This window comes from Streptomyces sp. YIM 121038, assembly GCF_006088715.1.
In the GTDB taxonomy this organism is placed as follows: Bacteria; Actinomycetota; Actinomycetes; order Streptomycetales; family Streptomycetaceae; genus Streptomyces.
In genome coordinates, this window is sequence record NZ_CP030771.1 from 2,026,472 (window position 1) to 2,048,391 (window position 21,920).

The 21,920-nt window shown below is 72.1% G+C and carries 21 protein-coding genes, 2 tRNA genes and 1 pseudogene; 6 read left to right on the forward strand and 18 right to left on the reverse strand.

The window, feature by feature from the left end; all coding sequences use genetic code 11:
• Window positions 1-2: 2 nt before the first annotated feature.
• From pdxS to pgsA, 5 genes are all read right to left on the reverse strand, one after another.
• Window positions 3-851: a pyridoxal 5'-phosphate synthase lyase subunit PdxS gene (gene pdxS, locus C9F11_RS08035; protein ID WP_216678465.1), complete on the reverse strand. Its 849-nt coding sequence runs from the start codon at window positions 849-851 to the stop codon at window positions 3-5.
• A 420-nt stretch (window positions 852-1,271) separates the two neighbouring features.
• Window positions 1,272-1,817 carry a hypothetical protein gene (locus tag C9F11_RS08040; RefSeq protein WP_138958595.1) on the reverse strand — a complete coding sequence of 182 codons (546 nt, stop codon included), beginning with the start codon at window positions 1,815-1,817 and terminating at the stop codon, window positions 1,272-1,274.
• Window positions 1,818-1,870: 53 nt separating this feature from the next.
• Window positions 1,871-3,031: a glycosyltransferase family 4 protein gene (locus C9F11_RS08045; RefSeq protein WP_138958596.1), complete on the reverse strand. Its 1,161-nt coding sequence runs from the start codon at window positions 3,029-3,031 to the stop codon at window positions 1,871-1,873.
• Window positions 3,028-3,972, reverse strand: coding sequence for a phosphatidylinositol mannoside acyltransferase (locus C9F11_RS08050; RefSeq protein WP_138958597.1), 945 nt, complete (start codon window positions 3,970-3,972; stop codon window positions 3,028-3,030). The genes C9F11_RS08045 and C9F11_RS08050 overlap by 4 nt, the downstream gene beginning before the upstream one ends.
• A complete protein-coding gene (gene pgsA, locus C9F11_RS08055) occupies window positions 3,969-4,643 on the reverse strand; it encodes a phosphatidylinositol phosphate synthase (protein WP_138958598.1) in 675 nt (224 codons plus the stop codon). The genes C9F11_RS08050 and pgsA overlap by 4 nt, the downstream gene beginning before the upstream one ends.
• 260 nt (window positions 4,644-4,903) lie before the next feature.
• On the opposite strand from pgsA, the gene C9F11_RS08060 reads away from it, so the two are divergent.
• Together C9F11_RS08060 and C9F11_RS08065 are read left to right on the forward strand one after the other, a co-directional pair.
• Window positions 4,904-7,111 carry an elongation factor G-like protein EF-G2 gene (locus tag C9F11_RS08060; protein WP_138958599.1) on the forward strand — a complete coding sequence of 736 codons (2,208 nt, stop codon included), beginning with the start codon at window positions 4,904-4,906 and terminating at the stop codon, window positions 7,109-7,111.
• Between the two features lie 213 nt (window positions 7,112-7,324).
• Window positions 7,325-8,980, forward strand: a complete 1,656-nt coding sequence (locus tag C9F11_RS08065; RefSeq protein ID WP_138958600.1) for a hypothetical protein — start codon at window positions 7,325-7,327, stop codon at window positions 8,978-8,980.
• Window positions 8,981-9,099: 119 nt separating this feature from the next.
• On the opposite strand, the gene C9F11_RS08070 is transcribed toward C9F11_RS08065, so the two are convergent.
• From C9F11_RS08070 to C9F11_RS08085, 4 genes are all read right to left on the reverse strand, one after another.
• Window positions 9,100-9,660, reverse strand: a complete 561-nt coding sequence (locus C9F11_RS08070; RefSeq protein ID WP_138958601.1) for an HIT domain-containing protein — start codon at window positions 9,658-9,660, stop codon at window positions 9,100-9,102.
• A gap of 78 nt (window positions 9,661-9,738) precedes the next feature.
• On the reverse strand, window positions 9,739-11,718 hold the full coding sequence (thrS, locus tag C9F11_RS08075; protein ID WP_138958602.1) for a threonine--tRNA ligase: 1,980 nt from the start codon (window positions 11,716-11,718) through the stop codon (window positions 9,739-9,741).
• 120 nt (window positions 11,719-11,838) lie between these two features.
• Entirely contained in the window at window positions 11,839-13,125 is a 1,287-nt protein-coding gene (locus tag C9F11_RS08080; protein WP_249401640.1) for a hypothetical protein, read from the reverse strand.
• On the reverse strand, window positions 13,125-13,691 hold the full coding sequence (locus C9F11_RS08085; RefSeq protein WP_138958603.1) for a DUF4365 domain-containing protein: 567 nt from the start codon (window positions 13,689-13,691) through the stop codon (window positions 13,125-13,127). The genes C9F11_RS08080 and C9F11_RS08085 overlap by 1 nt, the downstream gene beginning before the upstream one ends.
• A gap of 167 nt (window positions 13,692-13,858) precedes the next feature.
• Here C9F11_RS08085 and C9F11_RS08090 point away from each other — a divergent pair, with 167 nt between their 5' ends.
• Window positions 13,859-14,584: a 3'-5' exonuclease gene (locus C9F11_RS08090; RefSeq protein WP_138958604.1), complete on the forward strand. Its 726-nt coding sequence runs from the start codon at window positions 13,859-13,861 to the stop codon at window positions 14,582-14,584.
• A gap of 62 nt (window positions 14,585-14,646) precedes the next feature.
• Here the strand turns inward: C9F11_RS08090 and C9F11_RS08095 are convergent.
• The 4 genes from C9F11_RS08095 to C9F11_RS08110 form a co-directional block, all read right to left on the reverse strand.
• A tRNA-Val gene (locus C9F11_RS08095) sits at window positions 14,647-14,718 on the reverse strand.
• Window positions 14,719-14,791: 73 nt separating this feature from the next.
• Window positions 14,792-15,262 carry an SRPBCC family protein gene (locus C9F11_RS08100; RefSeq protein ID WP_138958605.1) on the reverse strand — a complete coding sequence of 157 codons (471 nt, stop codon included), beginning with the start codon at window positions 15,260-15,262 and terminating at the stop codon, window positions 14,792-14,794.
• Between the two features lie 180 nt (window positions 15,263-15,442).
• Window positions 15,443-15,514 (reverse strand) — tRNA-Val (locus C9F11_RS08105).
• Between the two features lie 96 nt (window positions 15,515-15,610).
• Window positions 15,611-16,057, reverse strand: a complete 447-nt coding sequence (locus tag C9F11_RS08110; protein ID WP_138958606.1) for a TIGR02611 family protein — start codon at window positions 16,055-16,057, stop codon at window positions 15,611-15,613.
• A gap of 191 nt (window positions 16,058-16,248) precedes the next feature.
• Here C9F11_RS08110 and C9F11_RS08115 point away from each other — a divergent pair, with 191 nt between their 5' ends.
• A complete protein-coding gene (locus C9F11_RS08115) occupies window positions 16,249-16,662 on the forward strand; it encodes an SsgA family sporulation/cell division regulator (protein ID WP_003959770.1) in 414 nt (137 codons plus the stop codon).
• 206 nt (window positions 16,663-16,868) lie between these two features.
• A pseudogene (locus C9F11_RS08120) lies at window positions 16,869-17,441 on the forward strand (CGNR zinc finger domain-containing protein); the annotation flags it as partial.
• A gap of 87 nt (window positions 17,442-17,528) precedes the next feature.
• Here C9F11_RS08120 and C9F11_RS47295 read toward each other — a convergent pair.
• A complete protein-coding gene (locus tag C9F11_RS47295; protein ID WP_170316395.1) occupies window positions 17,529-17,699 on the reverse strand; it encodes a hypothetical protein in 171 nt (56 codons plus the stop codon).
• Window positions 17,700-17,905: 206 nt separating this feature from the next.
• The gene (locus tag C9F11_RS08125) at window positions 17,906-18,343 is read right to left on the reverse strand and encodes a hypothetical protein (protein ID WP_138958608.1); all 438 of its coding nucleotides are present in this window, start codon (window positions 18,341-18,343) and stop codon (window positions 17,906-17,908) included.
• Window positions 18,344-18,528: 185 nt separating this feature from the next.
• Between C9F11_RS08125 and C9F11_RS08130 the strand changes: the two genes are divergently transcribed.
• Window positions 18,529-19,050, forward strand: a complete 522-nt coding sequence (locus tag C9F11_RS08130) for a DsbA family protein (RefSeq protein ID WP_138958609.1) — start codon at window positions 18,529-18,531, stop codon at window positions 19,048-19,050.
• Window positions 19,051-19,140: 90 nt separating this feature from the next.
• Here the strand turns inward: C9F11_RS08130 and C9F11_RS08135 are convergent, their stop codons facing one another.
• The 3 genes from C9F11_RS08135 to C9F11_RS08145 form a co-directional block, all read right to left on the reverse strand.
• Window positions 19,141-19,965 (reverse strand): GNAT family N-acetyltransferase, encoded by an 825-nt coding sequence (locus tag C9F11_RS08135; RefSeq protein WP_138958610.1) that lies wholly within the window; start codon window positions 19,963-19,965, stop codon window positions 19,141-19,143.
• A 65-nt stretch (window positions 19,966-20,030) separates the two neighbouring features.
• On the reverse strand, window positions 20,031-20,852 hold the full coding sequence (locus C9F11_RS08140) for an aminodeoxychorismate lyase (protein ID WP_138958611.1): 822 nt from the start codon (window positions 20,850-20,852) through the stop codon (window positions 20,031-20,033).
• The gene (locus C9F11_RS08145; protein WP_138958612.1) at window positions 20,849-21,892 is read right to left on the reverse strand and encodes a chorismate-binding protein; all 1,044 of its coding nucleotides are present in this window, start codon (window positions 21,890-21,892) and stop codon (window positions 20,849-20,851) included. The genes C9F11_RS08140 and C9F11_RS08145 overlap by 4 nt, the downstream gene beginning before the upstream one ends.
• Window positions 21,893-21,920: the final 28 nt, after the last annotated feature.

The following is a 21,920-nucleotide window of genomic DNA, read 5'->3' on the forward strand; positions in this document are numbered from 1 at the left end:
GGTTACCAGCCGCGGTTCGCGTAGCGCTCGGCCTCGGGCAGGGTGTCGCAGTTGATGCCGACCATGGCCTCGCCGAGGTTGCGGGAGGCGTCCGCGATGACCTTGGGGTCGTCGTAGAAGGTGGTGGCCTTCACGATGGCGGCGGCGCGCTTGGCCGGGTCGCCGGACTTGAAGATGCCGGAGCCCACGAAGACGCCCTCGGCGCCGAGCTGGCGCATCAGCGCGGCGTCGGCCGGGGTGGCGACGCCACCGGCGGAGAACAGCACGACCGGCAGCTTGCCGAGCTCGGCGGTCTCCTTGACCAGCTCGTAGGGGGCGCGCAGCTCCTTGGCGGCGGCGTACAGCTCGTTGTTGTCGAAGCCGCGCAGCTTGGCGATCTCGTTCTTGATCTGGCGCAGGTGGCGCACGGCCTCGACGACGTTGCCGGTGCCGGCCTCGCCCTTGGAGCGGATCATGGCCGCGCCCTCGGCGATGCGGCGCAGGGCCTCGCCCAGGTTGGTGGCGCCGCACACGAAGGGGGTGGTGAAGGCGAACTTGTCGCTGTGGTTGACCTCGTCGGCCGGGGTGAGGACCTCGGACTCGTCGATGTAGTCGACGCCGAGCGACTGCAGGACCTGGGCCTCGACGAAGTGGCCGATGCGGGACTTGGCCATGACCGGGATGGAGACGGCCTCGATGATCTCTTCGATCATGTTCGGGTCGGACATCCGGGCCACGCCGCCGTCCTTGCGGATGTCGGCCGGGACCCGCTCCAGGGCCATGACGGCGACCGCGCCCGCGTCTTCGGCGATCTTCGCCTGCTCGGCGTTGACCACATCCATGATCACGCCGCCCTTGAGCTGCTCGGCCATGCCGCGCTTCACGCGGGCGGTGCCGGTGGCCGTGTTCTCGGCGGTCTGGGCGTTGCTGGAGAGCGTGCTGGACACGGGTTGACCTCACTCGGTGGAGACTCGGTGGAAGGCGAGCTGCTGAGAGCCGCTGACAGCGGGCTGCAGAGCGCTGCGTGTGGCGATTCCGCCGCCTTGAGCAAACGCCTTACGACCAGGCCACAGCAAGGGCCAATGGTGAGGTGGTGGATCGTTTTGCGGACCGCCGATTCGCTCCCGTGACGGCGCTACGACGCTCGGTGACCGGTCCCCCGCTAGGTCGTGGCCCGGTCCGGAAGGGCCAACGGGGGCTCGTCGTCTAGACCGTGGCGAGGCCCCGAGGGCCAGCGGAGGCTGGTCGTCCAGGCCGTGGCGAGGCCCCGGGGGCCACCGGAGGCTGGTCGTCTAGGCCGTGGCCCGGTCCGCGAGGGCCACCGGAGGCTCGTCGTCCATCTCCACCGCCATCGGGAACGGCGCGTGCCCGGCCAGGCGGAACCAGCGCACCTTGCGGTGGCGGCGCAGCGCCCGCGCCGCGCGCACCGCGTCGTTGTGGAAGCGCCGCGCCATCGGCACCCGGCGCACGGCCGCGGCCAGCTCCCGCGTGGCCTCCTCGCCGCCCGGCGCCTCCCGTACCGCCTCGACCTGCTGCGCCTCTCCGAAGACCGCGCGCAACGCCTGGCTCAGCTCGCTCTCGGCGACCTCGCGCTGCTCCTCCTCGGCCTGCCGGGCCGCGTGCGCCGCCTCGTACAGGACGATCGACGCGGCCGGATCGAGCACCCCGGAGGTGGCCAGCTCCTGGGCGACCGAGGCGCGGCGCAGCAGCTGCGCGTCGAGCGCGGCGCGGGCCGCGTCGATGCGCGCGTGCAGTCGGTCGAGACGGCCCGCGGTCCAGCTCAAGTAGAGGCCGATCGCGAACAGGGCGGCCGCGATCCAGATCAAAGTGGAGGTCACAGCGGCCTAGGCTACCGCCGGGGTTCGGCAGTGCCCGAAGGGGCGCGGGGCCCTCAGTCCCGCGCCAGGCCGAACCGGGCCCGCAGGCCCGTGCGGTCGTCCGCCGCGACCGCCGCCGCGCCGTCCGTCACCGTCTCGTACACCGACAGGATGTCCGCGCCGACCGTCGACCAGTCGAAGCGGCGCACGTGCTTGCTGCCCCGTTCGCGCAGCTCCTCGCGGCGCCGGGCGTCGCCGAGGAGGCGTACGGCGGCCTCAGCGAGGGAGTCCGCGTCCTCGTTCGCGAACAGGTCGCCCGCCGCGCCCTGGTCGAGGACCTGCGCGAAGGCGTCGAGGTCGCTGGCGAGCACCGGGGCGCCCGCCGACATCGCCTCGACGAGGATGATGCCGAAGCTCTCCCCGCCCGTGTTCGGCGCGACGTACATGTCGACGCTGCGCAGCAGCCGCGCCTTGTCCTCGTCGCTGACCATGCCGAGGAACTCCACGCGCTCGCGCAGCGCGGCCGGGAGCGAGGCCACGGCCTCCTCCTCGTCACCGCGCCCGGCGACCAGCAGGCGCGCCTGCGGACGCTCCGCGAAGATCCGGGGCAGCGCCCGCATCAGGACCGGCAGGCCCTTGCGGGGCTCGTCGATGCGGCCGATGAAGCCCATCGTCATGCCCTGCCACTCGGGCTTGGGCTCGGCGTCGGCGAAGAAGTCGACGTCCACGCCGTTGGGGATGACCACGGCGTCGCCGCCGAGGTGCTCGACCAGCGTGCGGCGGGCGTACTCGCTGACCGCGATGCGCGCGCTGATCTTCTCCAGGGCCGGCTGCAGGATCGGATACGCCGCGATCATCGCCCGTGAGCGCGGGTTGGACGTGTGGAACGTCGCCACGATCGGGCCCTGCGCCGCCCAGCAGGTCAGCAGGCCGAGCGAGGGCGACGTGGGCTCGTGGATGTGGATGACGTCGAAGGTGCCGTCGTGCAGCCAGCGGCGCACCCGCGCGGCCGACAGGAAGCCGAAGTTGAGCCGCGCCACCGAGCCGTTGTACGGAACCGGCACGGCACGGCCCGCCGACACCACGTACGGCGGCAGGGGGGTCTCGTCGTCCGCCGGGGCGAGGACCGAGACCTCGTGCCCCTGGCGGATGAGGTGCTCCGCCAGATCGCGGATGTGGAACTGGACGCCGCCCGGCACGTCCCAGGAGTACGGGCAGACGATGCCGACCTTCACGGCGTCCCCTCGCCCCGGGGCCCGGCCGCCCCGGGCGGCGCCTTCGCCGGATCCAGGTCCGCGAGCCACAGGCGCTGCAGCATGTGCCAGTCCTGCGGGTGCTCGGCGATGCCCGTGGCGAAGGCGTCGGCGAGGGCCTGGGTCATCGCGGCCGTCTTCTCCGCGCGGGTGCCCGTCCCGGGGACCTCCACGGGCGGGTGGACCCGGCCGCGCATCACCGGCGAGGCGTCGTACCAGAGCGTCACCGGCAGGAGCAGCGCGCCCGTCTGCTGGGCCAGCGCGGCGGGCCCCGCGGGCATCCGCGCGCTCTCCCCGAAGAACGTCACCTCGACGCCGGACGCCGACAGGTCCCGGTCGGCCACGAGGCAGACGAGCCCGCCCGCGCGCAGCCGCCGGGCGAGCGTGCCGAAGGCCGAGCCGCCGGTGTGCGGCAGGACCTCCATGCCCAGGCCGCTGCGGTAGGCCACGAAACGGTCGTACAGGGACTCGGGCTTCTGCCGCTCCTGCACGGTCGTGAACGGCGTCTTCAGCTTCGTGGTGACCCAGGCGCCCGCCAGGTCCCAGTTACCCAGGTGCGGCAGCGCGAGGATGACGCCCCTGCCGCTGTCCAGGCCGTCGGTCAGATGGTGCAGGTCCTGGGGCGCGAAGCCGTTCTTGACGCGGTCCTCGCTCCAGGCCGGAAGCCGGAAGGACTCCATCCAGTAGCGCATGTACGACCGCATGCCCGCCTTGGACAGCTCCGCGAGGCGCTGCGGCGTCGCGTCGGGCACCACGCGCGCGTAGTTGGCCTCCAGGCGCAGCACGCCCTTGCCGCGCCGCTTCCACGCGAGGTCCGCGATGCGGCGCCCCAGGCCCACGGCGGCGGGCTCGGGAAGCTTCTTGACCGTGCTCCAGGCCACCCCGTACAGCGCGTCCGTCAGCTTCTCCGCGGCGCGGCTCATGAAGCGGTCCCGCTCCGCTGGGCGCCGTCCCGCGCGGCCTCGGCGTCCGCCTCCGCGGACTCGCGGCGCACGGTCACCACGCGCTGCACGAGCGTGACGAGGCTGCCGACGGCCACGATCCACAGGGCCACGGGCAGCAGCACGTCGATGCCCGGCACCCCGAACTTGTGCAGTCCGGCGAAGCCCGCGGCGACCAGCGAGATCACCAGGCGCTCGGCGCGCTCCACCAGGCCGTTCACCGCCACGGGGAGGCCGATCGCCTCGCCGCGCGCCTTCGTGTACGACACCACCTGGCCGCTGGCCAGGCAGAAGATCGAGACCGCGCACAGGATGTTGTCGTCACCCGAGCCCGCGTACCAGAGCGCGAAGCCGCCGAAGATCGCGCCGTCGGCGACCCGGTCGAGCGTCGAGTCGAGGAACGCGCCCCAGCGGCTGGAGCGGCCGAGCTGACGCGCCATGTTGCCGTCGACGAGGTCGGAGAAGACGAACAGCGTGATGACGATCGTGCCCCAGAAGAACTCCCCGCGGGGGTAGAAGACCAGCGCTCCCGCCATCACTCCGGCCGTACCGATGAGCGTGACCGTGTCGGGGCTGACCCCGCGACGGATGAGAAACGCGGCGAACGGCGTGAGGACACGCGTGAAAAACGCACGCGCGTACTTGTTCAGCATGGCCTTCCCGAGGGTCGGTGCGCACGGCGGCCCCGTTGGCCACCGGCTGGCCCATCGTAGTCACGCCCCGGACACGGCGGCTCGCCCCCTCACGATCGCGTACGACGTATGGACGCACAGTGACGCAAGTGGAAAGCTCGGAAGCACCGCGGGCGTCGTCGGAGCCGCCCCCGCACGCGGTTCCCGCGTGTCCGCGCTGAAGCCAGCATCCCCGAGGGGGCTGTGCCTCCTCACCACGCACGTAACCGGGAGGCCAAGGCATGGGCGACAAGGCGAACGCACACCCCGGAGCCGCCGGCAGGGCAGCGACGGCCGACCATCCCGCGTCCGTACGGAATGTGGTGCTGGTCGGCCACAGCGGATCGGGCAAGACGACCCTGGTGGAGGCCCTCGCGCTGACCGCGGGGGCGGTGAACCGGGCAGGCCGCGTGGAGGACGGCACGGCGGTCTCCGACTACGACGAGATCGAGCACCGGCAGCAGCGCTCGGTCCAGCTGTCCCTCGTCCCCGTCGAATGGGGTGGCTACAAGATCAACATCCTGGATACCCCCGGCTACGCCGACTTCGTCGGAGAGCTGAGGGCCGGTCTGCGCGCGGCGGACGCGGCCCTCTTCGTCGTCTCGGCGGCCGAGGGCGCCGAGGGCATCACCGGCGCCACCCGCATGGTCTGGGAGGAGTGCGCGGCCGTCGGCATGCCCCGGGCCATCGTCGTCACCCACCTGGAATCCGCCCGCGCGGACTTCACCCAGATGACCCGCACCTGCGCCGAGGCCTTCGGCGCCGACGACCCCGACGCGGTCCTGCCGCTCTACCTGCCGCTGCACGGCGAGACGGGACCCGACGGCCACGCCCCCGTCACCGGACTCATCGGACTGCTGTCCCAGCGCGTGTACGACTACGCGTCGGGCGAACGCAAGGAGTCCGAGCCGGGCGCCGACCAGCTGCCCGCCATCGAGGAGGCGCGCAACAAGCTCATCGAGGGCATCATCTCCGAGAGCGAGGACGAGTCCCTCATGGACCGCTACCTCAGCGGCGAGGAGATCGACTTCAAGACGCTCGTGGACGACCTGGAGCGGGCCGTCGCCCGCGGCATCTTCCACCCGGTGCTCGCCGCCGCCCCCGCCGCCGAGGGCGCCCGCCAGGGCATCGGCACCGTCGAGCTCCTGGAACTGGTCACCGGCGGCTTCCCGACCCCCCTGGAGCACCCCGCGCCCACCGTCACCACCCCCGACGGCAAACCCAGGCCCGCCCTCACCTGCGACCCCGAAGGCCCCCTGGTCGCCGAGGTCGTCAAGACGGCGTCCGACCCCTACGTCGGCCGGATCTCGCTGGTCCGCGTCTTCTCCGGCACCCTCAGGCCCGACGAGACCGTGCACGTCTCCGGGCACGGCCTCGCCGACCGCGGCCACGAGGACCACGACGTCGACGAGCGCGTCGGCGCCCTCTCCGCGCCCTTCGGCAAACAGCAGCGCACCCTCTCCCAGGCCATCGCGGGCGACCTCGCCTGCGTCGCCAAGCTCAACCGCGCGGAGACCGGCGACACCCTCTCCGCCAAGGAGACCCCGCTCCTCATGGAGCCCTGGGACATGCCCGACCCGCTCCTGCCGCTCGCCATCCAGGCCCACAGCAAGGCCGACGAGGACAAGCTCTCCCAGGGCCTGTCCCGCCTCGTCGCCGAGGACCCCACCATGCGGCTCGAACAGAACCAGGACACCCACCAGGTCGTCCTGTGGTGCCTCGGCGAGGCCCACGCCGACGTGGCCCTGGAGCGGCTGCGCAGCCGCTACGGCGTCCAGGTCGACGTCATCCCGCACAAGGTCTCCCTGCGCGAGACCTTCGCGGGCAGGTCCGCCGGACGCGGCCGCCACGTCAAACAGTCCGGCGGCCACGGCCAGTACGCCATCTGCGAGATCGAGGTCGAGCCGCTGCCCGGCGGCAGCGGCATCGAGTTCGTCGACAAGGTCGTCGGCGGGGCCGTGCCCCGGCAGTTCATCCCGTCCGTGGAGAAGGGCGTCCGCGCCCAGGCCGCCAAGGGCGTCGCCGCGGGCTACGCCCTCATCGACGTACGCGTCACGCTCCTCGACGGCAAGGCCCACTCCGTGGACTCCTCCGACGCCGCCTTCCAGACCGCCGGCGCCCTCGCCCTGCGCGAAGCCGCCGCCGGCGCCGCCATCCACCTCCTCGAACCGGTCGCCGACGTCCAGGTCCTCATCTCCGACGAGTACGTGGGCGCCGTCATGAGCGACCTGTCCGGACGCCGCGGCCGCGTCGTCGGCACCGAACAGGCACCCGGCGGACGCACCCTCGTCCGCGCGGAGGTGCCCGAGATCGAGATCGGCCGCTACGCCGTCGACCTCAGGTCCCTGTCCCAGGGCACGGCCCGCTTCAGCCGCCGCTACGCCCGGCACGAACCGATGCCCCCGCAGCTGGCCCAGCGGATCCGCGAACAGGCCCAGGACACCGCGTAGTTGAGCCCCACTGGCCGAATGCCGCCCGCTCCGCCTCCTCCTCGCGGGCGGCATTCGACCGACCCCTGACGGATGTCGGTACGCCCCGATACGCTGATGACCTGATCAACAGCCGTACCGGCCAGGTCAACAGGTGTGCCGGGCCGCACAGTCGGGAAACAACGCAATCGGGAAGGGCCGCGGCGGTCAGCGGCGCGGCGATGGGGGCGGCAGGTGGCGGACGACGCATTCGACTTCAGGCCAGGGGCCCAGGTACCGCTCTCCGGCGCCGCCGGACAGACCGCGGCCACCCACGCCCTGGCCTCCGCGGCATACCGCGACGGCGAAGTCGACGAGATCCTCAAGGCCAACAGCGACTGGCACAAGTCCGTGGTGAAACCGGGCCTGTGGTCCCTGTTCAAGCCGAGCCTCGGCGAAGCCTTCGCCAGAACCGTCCAGGTACGGATGCTCGGCGGCGCCCGCAGCCCCCTCATCCAGGCCTTCGGCATCGACCCCCAGTCGGTCGTCGAGCACTGCCTGGCCGCCACCGGCATCCGCCGCCACCGCGACAGCTGGCTCACCCTCGTCATGGCCGTGTGCGGCCTGCTCTTCCTGCCCGGCCTCTTCGCCTGGCTGCTCGTCTTCACCGCCCGCCGCTGGATCACCAAGCAGAAGGACAAGCGCACCCAGGCGATCGCCACCGCCCTCCTCGTCGCCATCGGCGTCGTCGTGGTCATCCTCCTCGTCAAACTGCCCTTCGGGGGCCTCCTGGCCTGGTATCTGCGCCTGTGCCCCGTCGTCCCCGTGATCGGCTGGTTCTGGGCCAAGCACATAGCCGAAGGCACCGCCAAGGACCTGCGCGAGCGGTGGAGCGCGCTCCTCTCCGGCGGCGGCATCGGCGCGAAGATCCCCGAAGCCGTCCCCGGCAGCCCCGGCGACGCCTCCGCCGAGCGCCTGCGCCAGGGCCTCGCCCGCCTCTCCGCCGAGCAGCAGAGCAACTCCGTCTTCTACGCGGGCCCCAAGGGAATACTGGGCATGGGCACCCGCTGGGGCAGCTGGCAGCTCGCCGAGGAACTCGTCCCCCGCGAGGACGGCAAGGAGATCAACCCCTTCCGCAGCTGGGACGTCGTACGGGCGGTGCACGACCAGCTCCGCATGCTCGAGCGCGGCCCCCTGCACACCGGCGGCTTCACCACCCCGTCGATAAGGCACTGGATCGTCACCCCCGTCGGGGAGAACGCGGGCTCGGTCTCCCGCCCCTCCGGCACCGACGTCGAGGCCTTCCAGATCAAGGGCCACGAAATACAGCGCATCTGCAACGAGCAGCAGTTCGGCAGCGGCGACCGCCACTATCTGGGCGTCCAGTTCACCCTCTGGGACGGCCAGCTCGTCATCACCATGCTGATCACGGTGACCGTGCTGCACGAGACCCTGCGCATCGAAGTCACCGGCCACGCCCTCGGCCCCGTGCACTCGCTGTTCACCAGCAAGCCCTCACCCAAGACCAAGACGGTCAGCAAGACCATCAAATTCTGGGAGACCACCACGCGCAGCCTCCCGCTCGTCGACGCCCAGGAAGTGGTGCGCCTCGCCGTCCGCGCCCCCTTCACGTGGTACCCGCCGATCCTGGACTACCTCGGCGGCAAGCTCGTCCTGCCCGAGCCCTTCGGCCTGCGCCACGCCTGGGCGGACAAGCCCTGGCGGCACCGCTTCATGGCCGACGACGCGCTGCGCGCCGCCACACCGGTCCTGCGCGTCGTCCACACGGCCGCCATCAAGGTCCTGGAGGAGAACGGCGTGAACACCGACCGCTTCAGCGGCCGCGCCACCTTCCTCAGCGGCGCGATCCAGGACCCCATGCCGCGCCAGGCGGACGTGTACGGCGCGTAAGCGCTTCGCTGGAATTGCCACGATGGGCCGTCGGTTGCCCGCCGGTCCATCGTGGCTCGTCGCGCCCACGCGGCGGAGCCGCATGTCGATACCGCCCCGCGCCCCTTCGGGGCGCTGCCCTACACCGCGGGCCACGCCTTCGCGAGCATCGCGCGGGTGTCCGCGAGCAGTTGCGGCAGCACCTTGGTGTGCCCCACGACGGGCATGAAGTTCGTGTCCCCGCCCCAGCGCGGCACGATGTGCTGGTGCAGATGCGCGGCGATCCCCGCGCCCGCGACCGTGCCCTGGTTCATGCCCAGGTTGAAGCCGTGCGCGCCGGACGCCGTGCGCAGCGCGGTCATCGCCTGCTTGGTCAGCTCGGCCAGCTCCAGGGTCTCCGGACCCGTCAGCTCCGTGTAGTCCGCGACGTGCCGGTAGGGGACCGTCATCAGGTGCCCGCCGTTGTACGGGTAGAGGTTGAGCACCGCGTACACGTGCTCGCCCCGTTTGAGGATCAGCCCGTCCTCGTCCGACTTGGCCGGGATGGAGCAGAACGGGCAGCCGTCGTCGGCCCCCGAACCGGTCGGCTTGTTCTCGCCTTGGATGTACGCCATCCGGTGGGGCGTCCACAGGCGCTGGAACGCGTCCTGCGTCCCCACTCCGATCTGCTGCTCCGGCTCACTCGTCATGGTGGTCAGCATATTCGCCGCCGGACACGCCACGAGGGGCGGCCCCGAACGGGACCGCCCCTCGTCGTCGGCCTGTGCCGCGGCCGTGCGTCAGATCTGGGTGCGCTCCTCGACGACCTTCAGGATCTTGGCGATGGCCTCGCCGGCCGGGATGCCGTTCTCCTGCGAGCCGTCGCGGTACCGGAAGGACACCGCGCCCGCGTTCATGTCGTCGTCGCCGACGATCACCATGAACGGCACCTTGGACTTCTGTGCGTTGCGGATCTTCTTCTGCATCCGGTCCGAGGAGGCGTCCACCTCGACCCGCAGCCCGTGCTTCTTCGCCTCCTCCGCGAACTCCTGGAGGTACGGCACGTGCGCGTCACCGACCGGAATCCCCACGGCCTGCACCGGCGCCAGCCACGCCGGGAACGCGCCCGCGTAGTGCTCGAGGAGCACGCCGAAGAACCGCTCGATCGAGCCGAACAGCGCGCGGTGCAGCATGACCGGCTGCTGCTTGGAGCCGTCGGCGGAGGTGTACTCCAGGCCGAAGCGCTTCGGCTGGTTGAAGTCCACCTGGAGGGTCGACATCTGCCAGGACCGGCCGATCGCGTCCTTCGCCTGAACGGAGATCTTCGGCCCGTAGTACGCGGCCCCGCCCGGGTCGGGCACGAGCGGCAGGCCCTGCTTCTCGGCGGCCTGGCGCAGCGCCTCCGTGGCCTCGGCCCAGTCCTCGTCCGAGCCGATGAACTTGTCGGAGTCGTCGCGGGTGGACAGCTCCAGCTCGAACTCGTTCAGACCGTAGTCGCGCAGCAGGTCCAGGACGAAGGTGAGGAGCTTGTCGAGCTCCTCCGCCATCTGCTCCTTGGTGCAGTAGATGTGCGAGTCGTCCTGGGTGAAGCCGCGCGAGCGGGTCAGGCCGTGCACGACGCCCGACTTCTCGTAGCGGTAGACCGTGCCGAACTCGAAGAGCCGCAGGGGCAGCTCGCGGTAGGAGCGGCCGCGCGACTTGAAGATCAGGTTGTGCATCGGGCAGTTCATCGCCTTGAGGCGGTAGTTCTGCTCGTCGAACTCGATCGCCGGGAACATGCCGTCCGCGTAGTGCGGCAGGTGCCCCGAGGTCTCGAAGAGCTTCTCCTTCGAGATGTGCGGGGTGTTCACGAACTCGTAGCCGGAGTCCTCGTGGCGCTTGCGGGAGTAGTCCTCCATCACCTTGCGGATCACGCCGCCCTTGGGGTGGAAGACCGCGAGGCCCGGGCCCAGCTCCTCGGGGAAGGAGAACAGGTCCAGCTCGGCACCAAGCTTGCGGTGATCACGCGCCTCGGCCTCGGCGAGGAACTCCAGGTGCGCCTTCAGCTCGTCCTTGGACGGCCATGCGGTGCCGTAGATGCGCTGGAGCTGCGGGTTCTTCTCGCTGCCGCGCCAGTAGGCGGCGGCGGAGCGCATCAGCTTGAACGCCGGGATCACCCGGGTCGTGGCCAGGTGCGGGCCGCGGCAGAGGTCCTTCCAGCACAGCTCGCCGGTCTTGGCGTCCAGGTTGTCGTAGATGGTCAGCTCGCCCGCGCCCACCTCGGCGTCGGCGCCGTCGGCGGCCTGCGCGGCGTTGCCCTTGAGGCCGATGAGCTCCAGCTTGTACGGCTCGTCGGCGAGCTCGACGCGGGCGTCGTCGTCGGTGGTGACGCGACGGGAGAACTTCTGGCCCCGCTTCTGGATCTCCTGCATCTTCTTCTCGATGCGCTTGAGGTCCTCGGGGGTGAAGGGCTCCTTGACGTCGAAGTCGTAGTAGAAGCCGTCCCGGATGGGCGGGCCGATGCCGAGCTTGGCGTCGGGGAAGAGCTCCTGCACGGCCTGGGCCATGACGTGCGCGGTGGAGTGGCGCAGGATGTTCAGGCCGTCCTCGGAGGAGATCTCGACGGGCTCGACCTCCTCGCCGTCCTTGATCTCGTACGCGAGGTCCTTCAGCTCGCCGCCGACGCGGGCGGCCACGATGGTGCGCTCGCCCGCGAAGAGCTCGGCGGCCGTGGTGCCCGTGGTCACCACGCGCTCTTCCCGCTCGGAATCGCGTTGGATGATCACACGGACGTCTGACACCGGTCTCTCCTGTCTGAGGGGGCTGCGGCAGGTCCTCGCCTGCACGCGCAACGAATCGTACCGAGCCCCGGGGGCCCACCGCGAAACGGTTGGCGGCGGGCGGGGCCCGCTCCCCCGCCCTCAGTCGGTGCTGCACGCCTCCTCGAAGAAGTCGAGGTTCTCCTGGAGCGACTTCAGGAGCCGGTCCCGCTCGGCGTCGTCGACCTGCACCGGCACCACCTGTGTGGCCCCGGTGAGCCTGCGGAAGCCGCCGCGGCTCTCCAGGCGGCCGTGCACCCGGATCGGCAGCCCGACCAGATGGGCATGGCCCGCGATGCGGTACGCCTCCTCGTCGAGGGACATCCGCACGTGCGGGACCTCGGCGCCAGCGAGCACCCGTACCCGCACGGTGCCCGTGCCGCGCGGCCCCGAGCGCCGCATGCGCACCACGGCGCCGGTGATCCGCACCGGCACCGACGGCTCGTCGCGCAGATAGCGGGCCCCGGCCTCGCGCAGGACGGCCAGGTCGCCCGGGGAGAACTCGACGGGCTCGGTGGTGGCCGCGCAGCCCTCGGGCACGCCCGCCGCGGGCGACCACTCGACGTGGACGCGGGCGCCCTCGGTGCCGCGCACCAGGGAGACGATGGCCTCGACCAGCTCGTGGCTGACCCCTGCCTCGACGGCGGTGTCGAAGGCGTCCATGCCGCCGGTGGCCCGCTGGTAGTCGACGGCCTCACGGGCCGCGTAGAGCGCCTGGTGCAGCCGTACGGCCAGCGGCCGGGCCGCGGAGACCGGCACGAAGGCGGTGAGGCGGCGCCCGCCCGGCGCGGGCCCCACGAGGATGTTCTCCAGGGAGGCGGCGGCGGGGCGGCGGTGCCGGGCGCCGTAGTACCCGGCGCGCTCGCGCGCGGCGAGGGCCCCGGCCAGGAGCATCTGCCGGGCGGCGGCGCGCAGCTGCTCCTCGACGGTCCAGGGCGCGGTGCCCGCGGGGCCGCCGGGGACGTCGCGCCACCAGCGGATCTCGTCGCTGGGCACGGCGAGCGACACGAGCACGTCACGGGCCGAGGGCGAGGAGCTGCGGGTGAGGGCGGTGAGGGCCTCGCCGATGAGGTCGTCGCTGTCGGGGAAGGCACGGTTCTCGGGGACGAGGAGGCTGGTGCCGCGGGCGGCGGGGCCCGGCGGGGTCCAGCGGGAGTAGTGTCCTGCGGCGCCGCCGCGGCGGCGCCAGCCGTGCCGGTGGAGGAGGGCGACGAGCACGGCGGGGTCGACGTGGCCGGGGTCGGGCGGCTCGGACCAGACGTCGGGGGCGTCGGGCGCGGCGGGCCCGTCGGCGGAGCGGGGCCGTACGCCGCGGAGTGCGCGGGCGGCGTGCGCGGCGGCCGGGCCGTCGTCGCGTACGGAGGCTGGGTCGTCGATCGGGCGGTGCATCAGGGTCTCCCTCCCGTGCCGACGCGCGTCATGATCTCGCAGAGGGCGCGGTCGTCGAAGATCCGTGCGGTGGGGACGCGGACGGTGGTCCTCCGTCTGCCGGTCACGGGGTGTCCGGCGAGGTTGGTCCAGTAGCAGCAGTGCCGCAGGTCGAGGCGGTCGTGGCCGGCGCGCAGCCAGTCGTCCTGGGACCGGGGCACGAGCATGACGACCAGGATCTTGTGCACCGATACCGGGGTGCGGGCGAGCTTCTCCAGGTGGGCGTTGTCCAGGGTGAAGGAGAAGGCGGGGCCCTTGGGGTGGGGCGGGATCTGGTAGGTGCACTTGAGCTGCACCTTGATGGTGACCTCGTCGTCGACGGTGTGGCCGGGGGCGCTGTGGCTGACGTGCCAGTCGATGCCGTTGTCCGGAAAGGGCTGGGAGAGGGAGCAGCCGGCCGCTGCCGCGACCGCGTGCAGATAGCCCACCTGAAGGGTCTCCATGCAGGCGGTGGTGGCGAGTGTGCCGCGCGGCGGTGCGATCCGCTCGGGCAGCAGCCCGCCCTGTTCGGGCTGCGCGAGCGCCATGTCCTGAAAGCCTTCCGAACCGGTGGAGTACGCGCTTGAGCCGTCAACCACCCGGCTCCGTACCTGTGTTGTCTCCTGAGCGGGTTCGGCGCAAACGGCCCGGGTATCACCTGCGTGAGGCAGGAGCGGAGGTCAACTGCCACATCTGAACGAGGAGTTGCGTCGGGATGACGTGCTGGTACGAGGGGCCCTTGGCCGCATTCGACACGGAGACGACGGGTGTCGACGTGGAGACCGACCGAATAGTGTCGGCCGCCGTCGTCGTGCAGAACGGCGCGGGGGCCCGCCCGCGAGTGACGCGCTGGCTGGTGAATCCGGGGGTGCCGGTGCCTGCGGCGGCGACGGCGGTGCACGGTCTGACCCAGGACCATCTGGAGCGCAACGGCCGCTGGCCGGCGCCGGTGATGGAGGAGATGGGCAGGGAGCTGGCCGAGCAGGGGGCGGCGGGACGGCCGCTCGTGGTGATGAACGCGCCGTTCGATCTGACGCTCCTGGACCGGGAGTTGCGCAGGCACCGCGCTTCGTCGCTCGCGCGCTATGTGGGCGGCTCGCCGCTGTGCGTGCTCGATCCGAGGGTCCTGGACCGGCATCTGGACCGGTACCGCAAGGGCCGGCGCACCCTGTCGGACCTGTGCGAGCTCTACGGGGTGGAGCTCAGCGGCGCCCATGACGCGGCGGCCGACGCGCAGGCGGCGCTGGATCTCGTCCGCGCCCTCGGCCGTCGTTTCTCGGCGCGCCTCGACCGGCTGTCCCCCGCCGAGCTGCATACGTTGCAGGCGGTGTGGCACGCGGCGCAGGCGCGGGGGTTGCAGACGTGGTTCGCGCGCAGCGGGTCGGCGGAGACGGTGGACCCGGCGTGGCCGCTGCGGCCCGAACTGCCCGCGGCCGCTTGAGGCCTGACGGGCCCGGGGCATGAAAAAGCCGGTCCGTCTGTGACGGACCGGCATTCTCCGGGTGGGCGATACTGGGTTCGAACCAGTGACCTCTTCGGTGTGAACGAAGCGCTCTCCCACTGAGCTAATCGCCCGGGAACGCGCTGAACAATACAGGTCCGGGCGCCGATCCTTCAAACCGCCCGTCCGCCCGCCGGCCGGGGCCCCTCAGGGGCGTGCCGTGCGCGGCCCTTCCCGGTCGAGGCGGGCGGCGAGGCCGCGGCCTCCGGCGCGCATCATCAGGGCGTGGTTGAGCAGGAGGAGCGGCCTGCCGGGCACGGCGAGGCGGCGCAGCAGGGGTTTGCGCACGTCGACTTCCTGGTCGTAGCGCGCGCGGGTGCCGCCGTCGGGCGTGGAGGCCAGGGTCCAGCGGGCCCAGCCGTCGAGGTCGCCGGTCATGGTGATGGCGAGGACGCCGCGCTCGGGGTCCCGGCAGCGCTCGCGGGCGGTGATCACCAGGTCGTAGGGCAGGAGCGAGCGGAAGCGCGCGGTGCCGCTGTGGTCGTCGAGGGGGGTGACCTCGCGGACCTGGGGCCACCAGGCGGGGTAGTCCTGGACGCGTTCGAGCGCGGCGTAGACGGCGGCGGGCTCGGCGCGCAGATTCCATAGGCTGCGGAAGCGGTAATGGCACCAGTCCATGGCTTCAAGTCTGCCGCCGGGGGCCGCGATCCGGGTGCCGGTTTCCGACGGGGCGTCAACTCGAAGAAATAGGAAGCAGTTATTCCGGACGGTTCGGTGCGGTCCGCGAATTTCATGAAAGGGCGTCAAATACGACAGTGGCCCGGAGGCTGTTTCCAGCCTCCGGGCCACAATCCCGGGTGGGCGATACTGGGTTCGAACCAGTGACCTCTTCGGTGTGAACGAAGCGCTCTCCCACTGAGCTAATCGCCCGGGCGCAGAGAGAACATTACCCCATGTCAGAGGGTGCTTGTGACCAGCTGACCGAGCACGTGCCCGGCGGGCCCGCGGAGCCCGCCGGGGCGCCGCTCACTGGTCGTTGATCTTCCAGGGCATCTCGAGGCCGTACTTCCAGAGGTAGACCCCGGCGAGGGCTCCGACGATCACCAGGCCGATCACCGTGAGGGTGATGTTGCGGCGGCGCACCTTGGGGTCGAGCGCGCGCTGCGCCGCCTCGGTGACCTTCCGTTTCGTCCAGCGGAGCACCAGCTGCGCCCAGACGAACTCGGTCGCCCAGATCGCCATGCCGCAGAAGATCACCACCCAGCCGGGTCCTGGCAGCGGCAGCATGATGATGCCCACGACCACGACGGCGAGCCCGACGATGAAGACGCCGACCTGCCAGCTCAGGTGCAGTGCGCGGCGCGCCTTGACGAACTCGGGCGCCCGCGACCCGAAGGGCTTCTCGGGCTTGGTCGTGCCCGCCGCGCCCTCGGTCGCCTGGGCCACCGGCGGCTCGTTACTCCCCGTATTCATGCCGCCAAACCCTACCGGACGGAAACCCGTCACCGGAATGGCCGTACGAACCAATCGGACAGGCCGCCATACGAGCCACCTAAAGACACCCAAAACTCTCAGAGGGGTTTACAACGGCACCGTAGGTGGCATGTCGATTTCGCCGACGTGCGAATCCCCGAGCGCACACTGAGCGAAAGGCCTTGGCGCTTATGAACACCACGGTCAGCTGCGAGCTGCACCTGCGCCTCGTTGTGTCGAGCGAGTCCTCACTGCCTGTACCCGCAGGACTGCGGTATGACACGGCCGATCCCTATGCCGTGCACGCCACCTTCCACACCGGAGCCGAGGAGACCGTCGAGTGGGTGTTCGCCCGCGACCTCCTCGCCGAGGGCCTGCACCGGCCCACCGGCACCGGCGACGTCCGTGTCTGGCCGTCCCGCAGCCACGGTCAGGGCGTCGTCTGCATCGCCCTGAGCTCTCCCGAGGGTGAGGCCCTGCTCGAAGCCCCGGCGCGGGCTCTGGAATCGTTCCTGAAGCGGACCGACGCGGCCGTGCCGCCCGGTACCGAACACCGTCACTTCGATCTCGACACGGAGCTCTCGCACATTTTGGCCGAAAGCTAGTCCGGCCCGTCCGGGAGCCGCTCACCGCCGTCCGACTCGGGGAGACGGCGTGGGTACGACAACGACATAGCAGGCACAGCAGACACCGGCGCCGGTGCCGCGGCACTCCGCGGCTCCGGCGCCGTGGCGCGTACGGCGTGAGCCGCTAGCATCGGCCAGCATCAGGCGGGCGCCCGCCCGACCCTCATCAGGCCAGGGAGCGAATCGTGCTGATCACCCATGACACCAGGTGCGCGCTCGACGCCGTGGTCGATCTGGTGAACTCCGCGCCGGACGACCCGGACGACGAGGGCGGTGGCAACGCCGAGGGCCTGGCGGACGTCGCGGCCCTGCACGCGTTCGTGCGCAACCACTCCATCAGTGACGTCGGGGCGCTCACGGAGCGGGACCTGGCGGCCGTGCACCGCGTCCGCAGCCGCTTCGCGGAGGTCTTCGCGGCCACCGAGGCACACCTCGCGGCGTCCCTCCTGAACGAGCTGGTGGCCGCCGCGGGGACGACGCCGCGGCTGACCGATCACGACGGCTACGACTGGCACGTGCACTACTTCGCCCCGGGCGCCTCGGTCGCCGACCACCTGGCGGCGGACTGCGGGATGGCCCTCGCCTTCTTCGTCGTCGCGGGCGAGCAGGAGCGGCTGCGGCGCTGCGAGGCGCCGGACTGCCGCCGCGCCTTCATCGACCTGTCCCGGAACCGCTCGCGCCGCTACTGCGACAGCCGCACCTGCGGCAACCGTCTGCACGTCGCCGCCTACCGGGCCCGGCGCCGGGAGGCCGCGGGCCAGGAGCAGGGCGCGCCGGAGGACGGCGGTCCGGGACAGGGCGAGCTGGAGCGCGAACACCTGGAGCGGGAGCCTCTGGGACGGGGACTACAGCAGGAACAGGTCGTGCAGTGAGGCCATGAGCAGTAGGCAGCCGATCACCGCCAGGAAGATCATCAGCGGGGGCTGGGAGAGGGCGAAGAGGCAGCCTCGCGGCTCGTCGGCGGTTCCGTGCCCGTCGGGCGGGGCGGGTTCGCTCTGTGTGGTGGTGTCCAGCATCTCGCCGTGATGATGGCGCAGCGCGCACACCCGTGCTGACCAACACGCACGATCACAGCGGCAGTTCGCCGCATTCCGTGACCTTGGTGGCCCCGGTGTGGCGTACCTGCGAGCGGTGTCCGTGGATACGCTCGAACCGGCGACCCCACAGGGTGACGCCCGGCGCGCGAGCCGCCCGGCTCAGCCGCCGTGTGTCTGGCTTCGGCTCATATGCCGTGCTTCTTGAGGATGGCCTCGATGTCGCTGAAGTCCTCCGCGGGTGCCGCCGCCTTCCGCGGCTTGGCCGCGGGCCGCGCGCCCGCGCCGAGGGAGGGGGCGGAGGCCGCGGGGGCGACCGCGTCGCGCTGGGCCGCCTTGGCCGCCGCCTTGCGCTCCTTGCGGGTGCCTCCGGAGCGGCGCTCCGCCGAGCGCGTGCCCATGAACAGCAGCCAGGCCGTGCCGAGGACGCCGAAGCCCGCCCAGGCGACCGGGCTGAAGGCGGTCTCGGCGGCCCATTCGACGGCGCCCGTCATGACCAGGCCGAGCGGGACCAGGGCGTAGGCGGCGAGGCGGGCCGCGGCGAGGAAACGCTTGCGGTACGCGGTGACGGCGGCTATGCCAAGGCCGGCCGCGGCTACGGCGGAGCAGATGGTCTCGGCAATCATCCCGGTCCTCCAGGCGTGCGGGTGTGGTGCGGTCGCGCGGGCACGGTGTGGTCACGCTTGTCCCTTCCATCCTGCACCTGGCCGGGGGCTCGTAGCCATGTCGTACGAGGACATCAGGGAGATATCCGGGTCGGCCCTCCTCCCCAGGTGCCGGTCGGCGGGCGGTCGCCTGGGAGACTGTGCGCATGAACGACTCTTCCCCCACCGGCCCCGCCAGCCCCGTCGTCATCGAGGTCTGGTGCGAGCTGCAGTGCCCCGACTGCCGCACCGCCCTGGACGACGTGCGCGCCCTGCGGGAGCGCTACGGCGACCGTGCCGAGCTGCGTCTGCGCCACTTCCCGCTGGAGAAGCACCGGCACTCCTTCGCCGCCGCGCAGGCCGCCGAGGAGGCCGTGGAGCAGGGCAAGGGCTGGGAGTACGTCGAGGCGGTCCTGGCCCGGGTCGAGGACCTGGACCGTAAGGGAGAACCCTTCCTGGTGGAGGTGGCGCGGGAACTCGGCCTGGACGCCGAGGAGTTCGACACCGTCCTGGTGGACGGGCGGCACATCCTGATCGTCGACGCCGACCAGGCCGAGGGCAAGGCCATCGGGGTCACCGGGACGCCGACGTACGTGGTGGGCGGTGAGCGCCTGGACGGCGGCAAGAGCCAGGACGGCCTGCGCGAGCGCGTCGAGGAGATCACCGACCGTCTGCTCGCGCAGGGCTGACGCCGGCCGGCCCCGGCCGCCGGGGCGGGCAGGCACGGCAGGAACGGCGGCCGGGGCGGGCACGGCGGCCGGAGCGCCCGCCCGCGGGGGTCAGAGCAGCGGCTTGTACAGGAAGTACGCGTCCGGTTCGTAGCCGAGCGACTCGTACAGGCGCAGCGCCGGGGTGTTGCCCGCGAACACGTTCAGGCCGATGCGGGTCCCGCCCGCCTCCCGGCACTGCCGTTCGGCGAGGAGCATGAGCGACCGGCCGTGGCCGCGGCCGCGGTGCTCCTCGCGGACCTCGACGTCGTACACGAAGGTCGCGTCGTCGCGGTCGGCGATCCACAGCGTGCCCACCACCGTGTCCGCCTCGGCCAGGACGCTCAGCCGGGTGCCGGGGGTCGCCAGGCCGTCGGGCAGGAGGCGCGCCTGGTCCCGCGCCACCTTGTCGCGGGCCTCGGCCTCGGGGACGCCGCGCTCGATCCAGTCGCGGGCGTAGGCCTCCGTGGCGTGCGCCGTCCAGTCCTGGAACTCCGCGTCCGTCATGGGCCTGGCCCGCACCCCGTCGGGCAGGGCGGGCGGTGTCGGGGGCAGCGGCTTGGACATGCTGCGGTTGCGCTCCACGTAGCCGAGCGCGGTGGCGAGGTCCAGTGCGCCCGGGGCGGCCGCGAGCACCTTGAGCTCGATGCGGGCGCAGCCCCAGCCGCGCGCCACCTCCTCGGCGGCGAGGGCCGCCACCGTGCCGCGGCCGCGGCGGCGGTCCCGCTCGTCGATCCGCAGGTCCAGGATCTCGGCGACGCGCGGGCCGAAGAGGGGGTGCGTGGCCAGCTGGATCCGGCCGACGGGGCGGCTGTTCACGCACACGTCGTACGTGCGTGACTTCGTGCCGTCAGTGCTCTGCTGGAGCGGCCCGGCCGGCCGCAGAGTCGTGGTCATCACGGGAGTTGTACCCATCCCGCGCCCCCGCGTCATCTGTTTTTCCCGTCGGCCGGGCCGGTCCCTCACGGGTCCAGGTCGTCGGCTGCGCGCTCGTCGAAGACCCGCATGGCCTTGGCGGTCACCGGGCCGGGGGCGCCGGGCAGGTCACGGCCGTCGACGCGGTGGACGGCCTGCACGTCACGCAGCGTGGAGGTGAGGAAGACCTCCTCGGCCCGGTCGAGGACGTCGAAGGGCAGGTCGGTCTCGTGCGCGCCGGTCCATTCGACGGCCAGCGCGCGCGTGATGCCCGCGAGGCAGCCGGAGGCCACCGGCGGGGTGTGGATCTCGCCGTCGAGGACGACGAAGACGTTGGACCCCGTGCCCTCGCACAGCCGCCCCACGGTGTTCGCGAACAGTGCCTCGCTCGCGCCCTGTTCGGTGGCGCGGGCGAGCGCGAGCACGTTCTCCGCGTACGAGGTGGTCTTCAGGCCGGTCAGGGCGCCGCGTTCGTTGCGGGTCCACGGGACCGTGATCACGGCGGTGGCATCGGGCCTGCGCCCGGTCTCGCCGAGGGCGACGACGAGGGTCGGGCCGTGGTCGCCGCGGTCGGAGCCGAGCGGGGAGAGGCCGCCGGTGTAGGTGATGCGCAGGCGGCCGAGGGCCATGGGGTTGGCGTCCAGGACGGCGGCGCAGGCCCGGCGGACCTCGTCCAGGTCCGGCTCGGGCAGGCCGAGGCCGCGCGCCGAGCGGGCGAGCCGGTCGAGGTGGCGGGTGAGCGCGAAGGGCCGTCCGGCGACCGCCTTCACCGTCTCGAAGATGCCGTCGCCGACGGTCAGGCCGTGGTCGAGGACGGAGACGCGCGCGGTTTCGAGGTCGTGCAGGCCGCCGTTGAGCCATATCTTCACGAAGGGGTCCCTCCCGTTGGTTCGTACGTTCCCGACGCTACCGCCAGCAGCCGCTCGGCCTTCAGCTCGGTCTCGCGCCACTCCCCCTCGGGGTCGGAGCCCCAGGTGATGCCGGCGCCCGTGCCGAACCGCAGGACGCCGTCGGCGCGGTCGATCCAGAACGTGCGGATGCCGACGGCCAGCTCGCCCGTGCCTCGATCGGCGTCCACCCAGCCGACGCCGCCGCAGTAGGGGCCGCGGGGCGCCGTCTCCAGTGCCTCGATGATCCGCAGGGCGCTGGACTTGGGGGCGCCGGTGACGGAGCCGGGCGGGAAGGCCGCGTCCAGGAGCTCCGGCCAGCCCGCCCCGGGGCGCAGCTCGCCGTGGACGGTGGAGACGAGGTGGACCAGGCCCGGGTGCTTCTCGACGACGCACAGCTCGGGCACGGTCACGGTGCCGGTGGCGCAGACCCGTCCGAGGTCGTTGCGGACGAGGTCCACGATCATCACGTTCTCGGCGTAGTCCTTGTCCAGGAGGTCCGCCTCGGTCCGCCCGGTGCCCTTGATCGGACCCGACGCGACGGCGCCGCCCGTGCGCCGCAGGAACAGCTCGGGCGAGGCGGTGGCGACCTCCACGCCGTGCGCGGGCAGACGAATCGTTCCGGCGTACGGAGCGGGGTTCCCGCGCGCGAGGAGGGCGGTCAGCGCGTCGATGTCGGCGTCGTGCGGGACGGGCGCGGACAGGACCCGGCAGAGGTTCGCCTGGTAGACGTCCCCGGCCGCGATGTGCGCGCGGATCCGGCGTACGCCGTCCGTATACGCGGCGCGGTCGAGGGAGGACGTCCAGTCACCGGCGGCCGGGCCGTGCCAGGCGCCGGGCACCGGGGCGGGCACCGGCTCCTTGCGCACCCGCCCGAAGCGGGCGCACACCAGGCGGCCCTCGAAGTCCGCGCAGACGACCCAGAAGCCGCTGCTGTCCAGGGCGGAAGGGTCGCTGGTCACGTCGCGTAGATCGGTCGCGACAAGGCCGCCGAAGCGGGCCAGGGGAGACAGGTCGTGCACGGCTGCGAGTCTATGACCGGCGCTTCCA

Excerpts from the sequence above, each read along its gene's own strand:
- pdxS (WP_216678465.1), bottom strand. The coding sequence starts at position 851 with ATGGCCGAGCAGCTCAAGGGCGGCGTGATCATGGATGTGGTCAACGCC.
- C9F11_RS08050 (WP_138958597.1), bottom strand. The coding sequence starts at position 3,972 with ATGAGCCGCGCCGCGGAGAAGCTGACGGACGCGCTGTACGGGGTGGCC.
- pgsA (WP_138958598.1), bottom strand. The coding sequence starts at position 4,643 with ATGCTGAACAAGTACGCGCGTGCGTTTTTCACGCGTGTCCTCACGCCG.
- C9F11_RS08060 (WP_138958599.1), top strand. The coding sequence starts at position 4,904 with ATGGGCGACAAGGCGAACGCACACCCCGGAGCCGCCGGCAGGGCAGCG.
- C9F11_RS08070 (WP_138958601.1), bottom strand. The coding sequence starts at position 9,660 with ATGCTGACCACCATGACGAGTGAGCCGGAGCAGCAGATCGGAGTGGGG.
- C9F11_RS08080 (WP_249401640.1), bottom strand. The coding sequence starts at position 13,125 with ATGCACCGCCCGATCGACGACCCAGCCTCCGTACGCGACGACGGCCCG.
- C9F11_RS08085 (WP_138958603.1), bottom strand. The coding sequence starts at position 13,691 with ATGGCGCTCGCGCAGCCCGAACAGGGCGGGCTGCTGCCCGAGCGGATC.
- C9F11_RS08090 (WP_138958604.1), top strand. The coding sequence starts at position 13,859 with ATGACGTGCTGGTACGAGGGGCCCTTGGCCGCATTCGACACGGAGACG.
- C9F11_RS08100 (WP_138958605.1), bottom strand. The coding sequence starts at position 15,262 with ATGGACTGGTGCCATTACCGCTTCCGCAGCCTATGGAATCTGCGCGCC.
- C9F11_RS08110 (WP_138958606.1), bottom strand. The coding sequence starts at position 16,057 with ATGAATACGGGGAGTAACGAGCCGCCGGTGGCCCAGGCGACCGAGGGC.
- C9F11_RS08115 (WP_003959770.1), top strand. The coding sequence starts at position 16,249 with ATGAACACCACGGTCAGCTGCGAGCTGCACCTGCGCCTCGTTGTGTCG.
- C9F11_RS47295 (WP_170316395.1), bottom strand. The coding sequence starts at position 17,699 with ATGCTGGACACCACCACACAGAGCGAACCCGCCCCGCCCGACGGGCAC.
- C9F11_RS08125 (WP_138958608.1), bottom strand. The coding sequence starts at position 18,343 with ATGATTGCCGAGACCATCTGCTCCGCCGTAGCCGCGGCCGGCCTTGGC.
- C9F11_RS08130 (WP_138958609.1), top strand. The coding sequence starts at position 18,529 with ATGAACGACTCTTCCCCCACCGGCCCCGCCAGCCCCGTCGTCATCGAG.
- C9F11_RS08135 (WP_138958610.1), bottom strand. The coding sequence starts at position 19,965 with ATGACCACGACTCTGCGGCCGGCCGGGCCGCTCCAGCAGAGCACTGAC.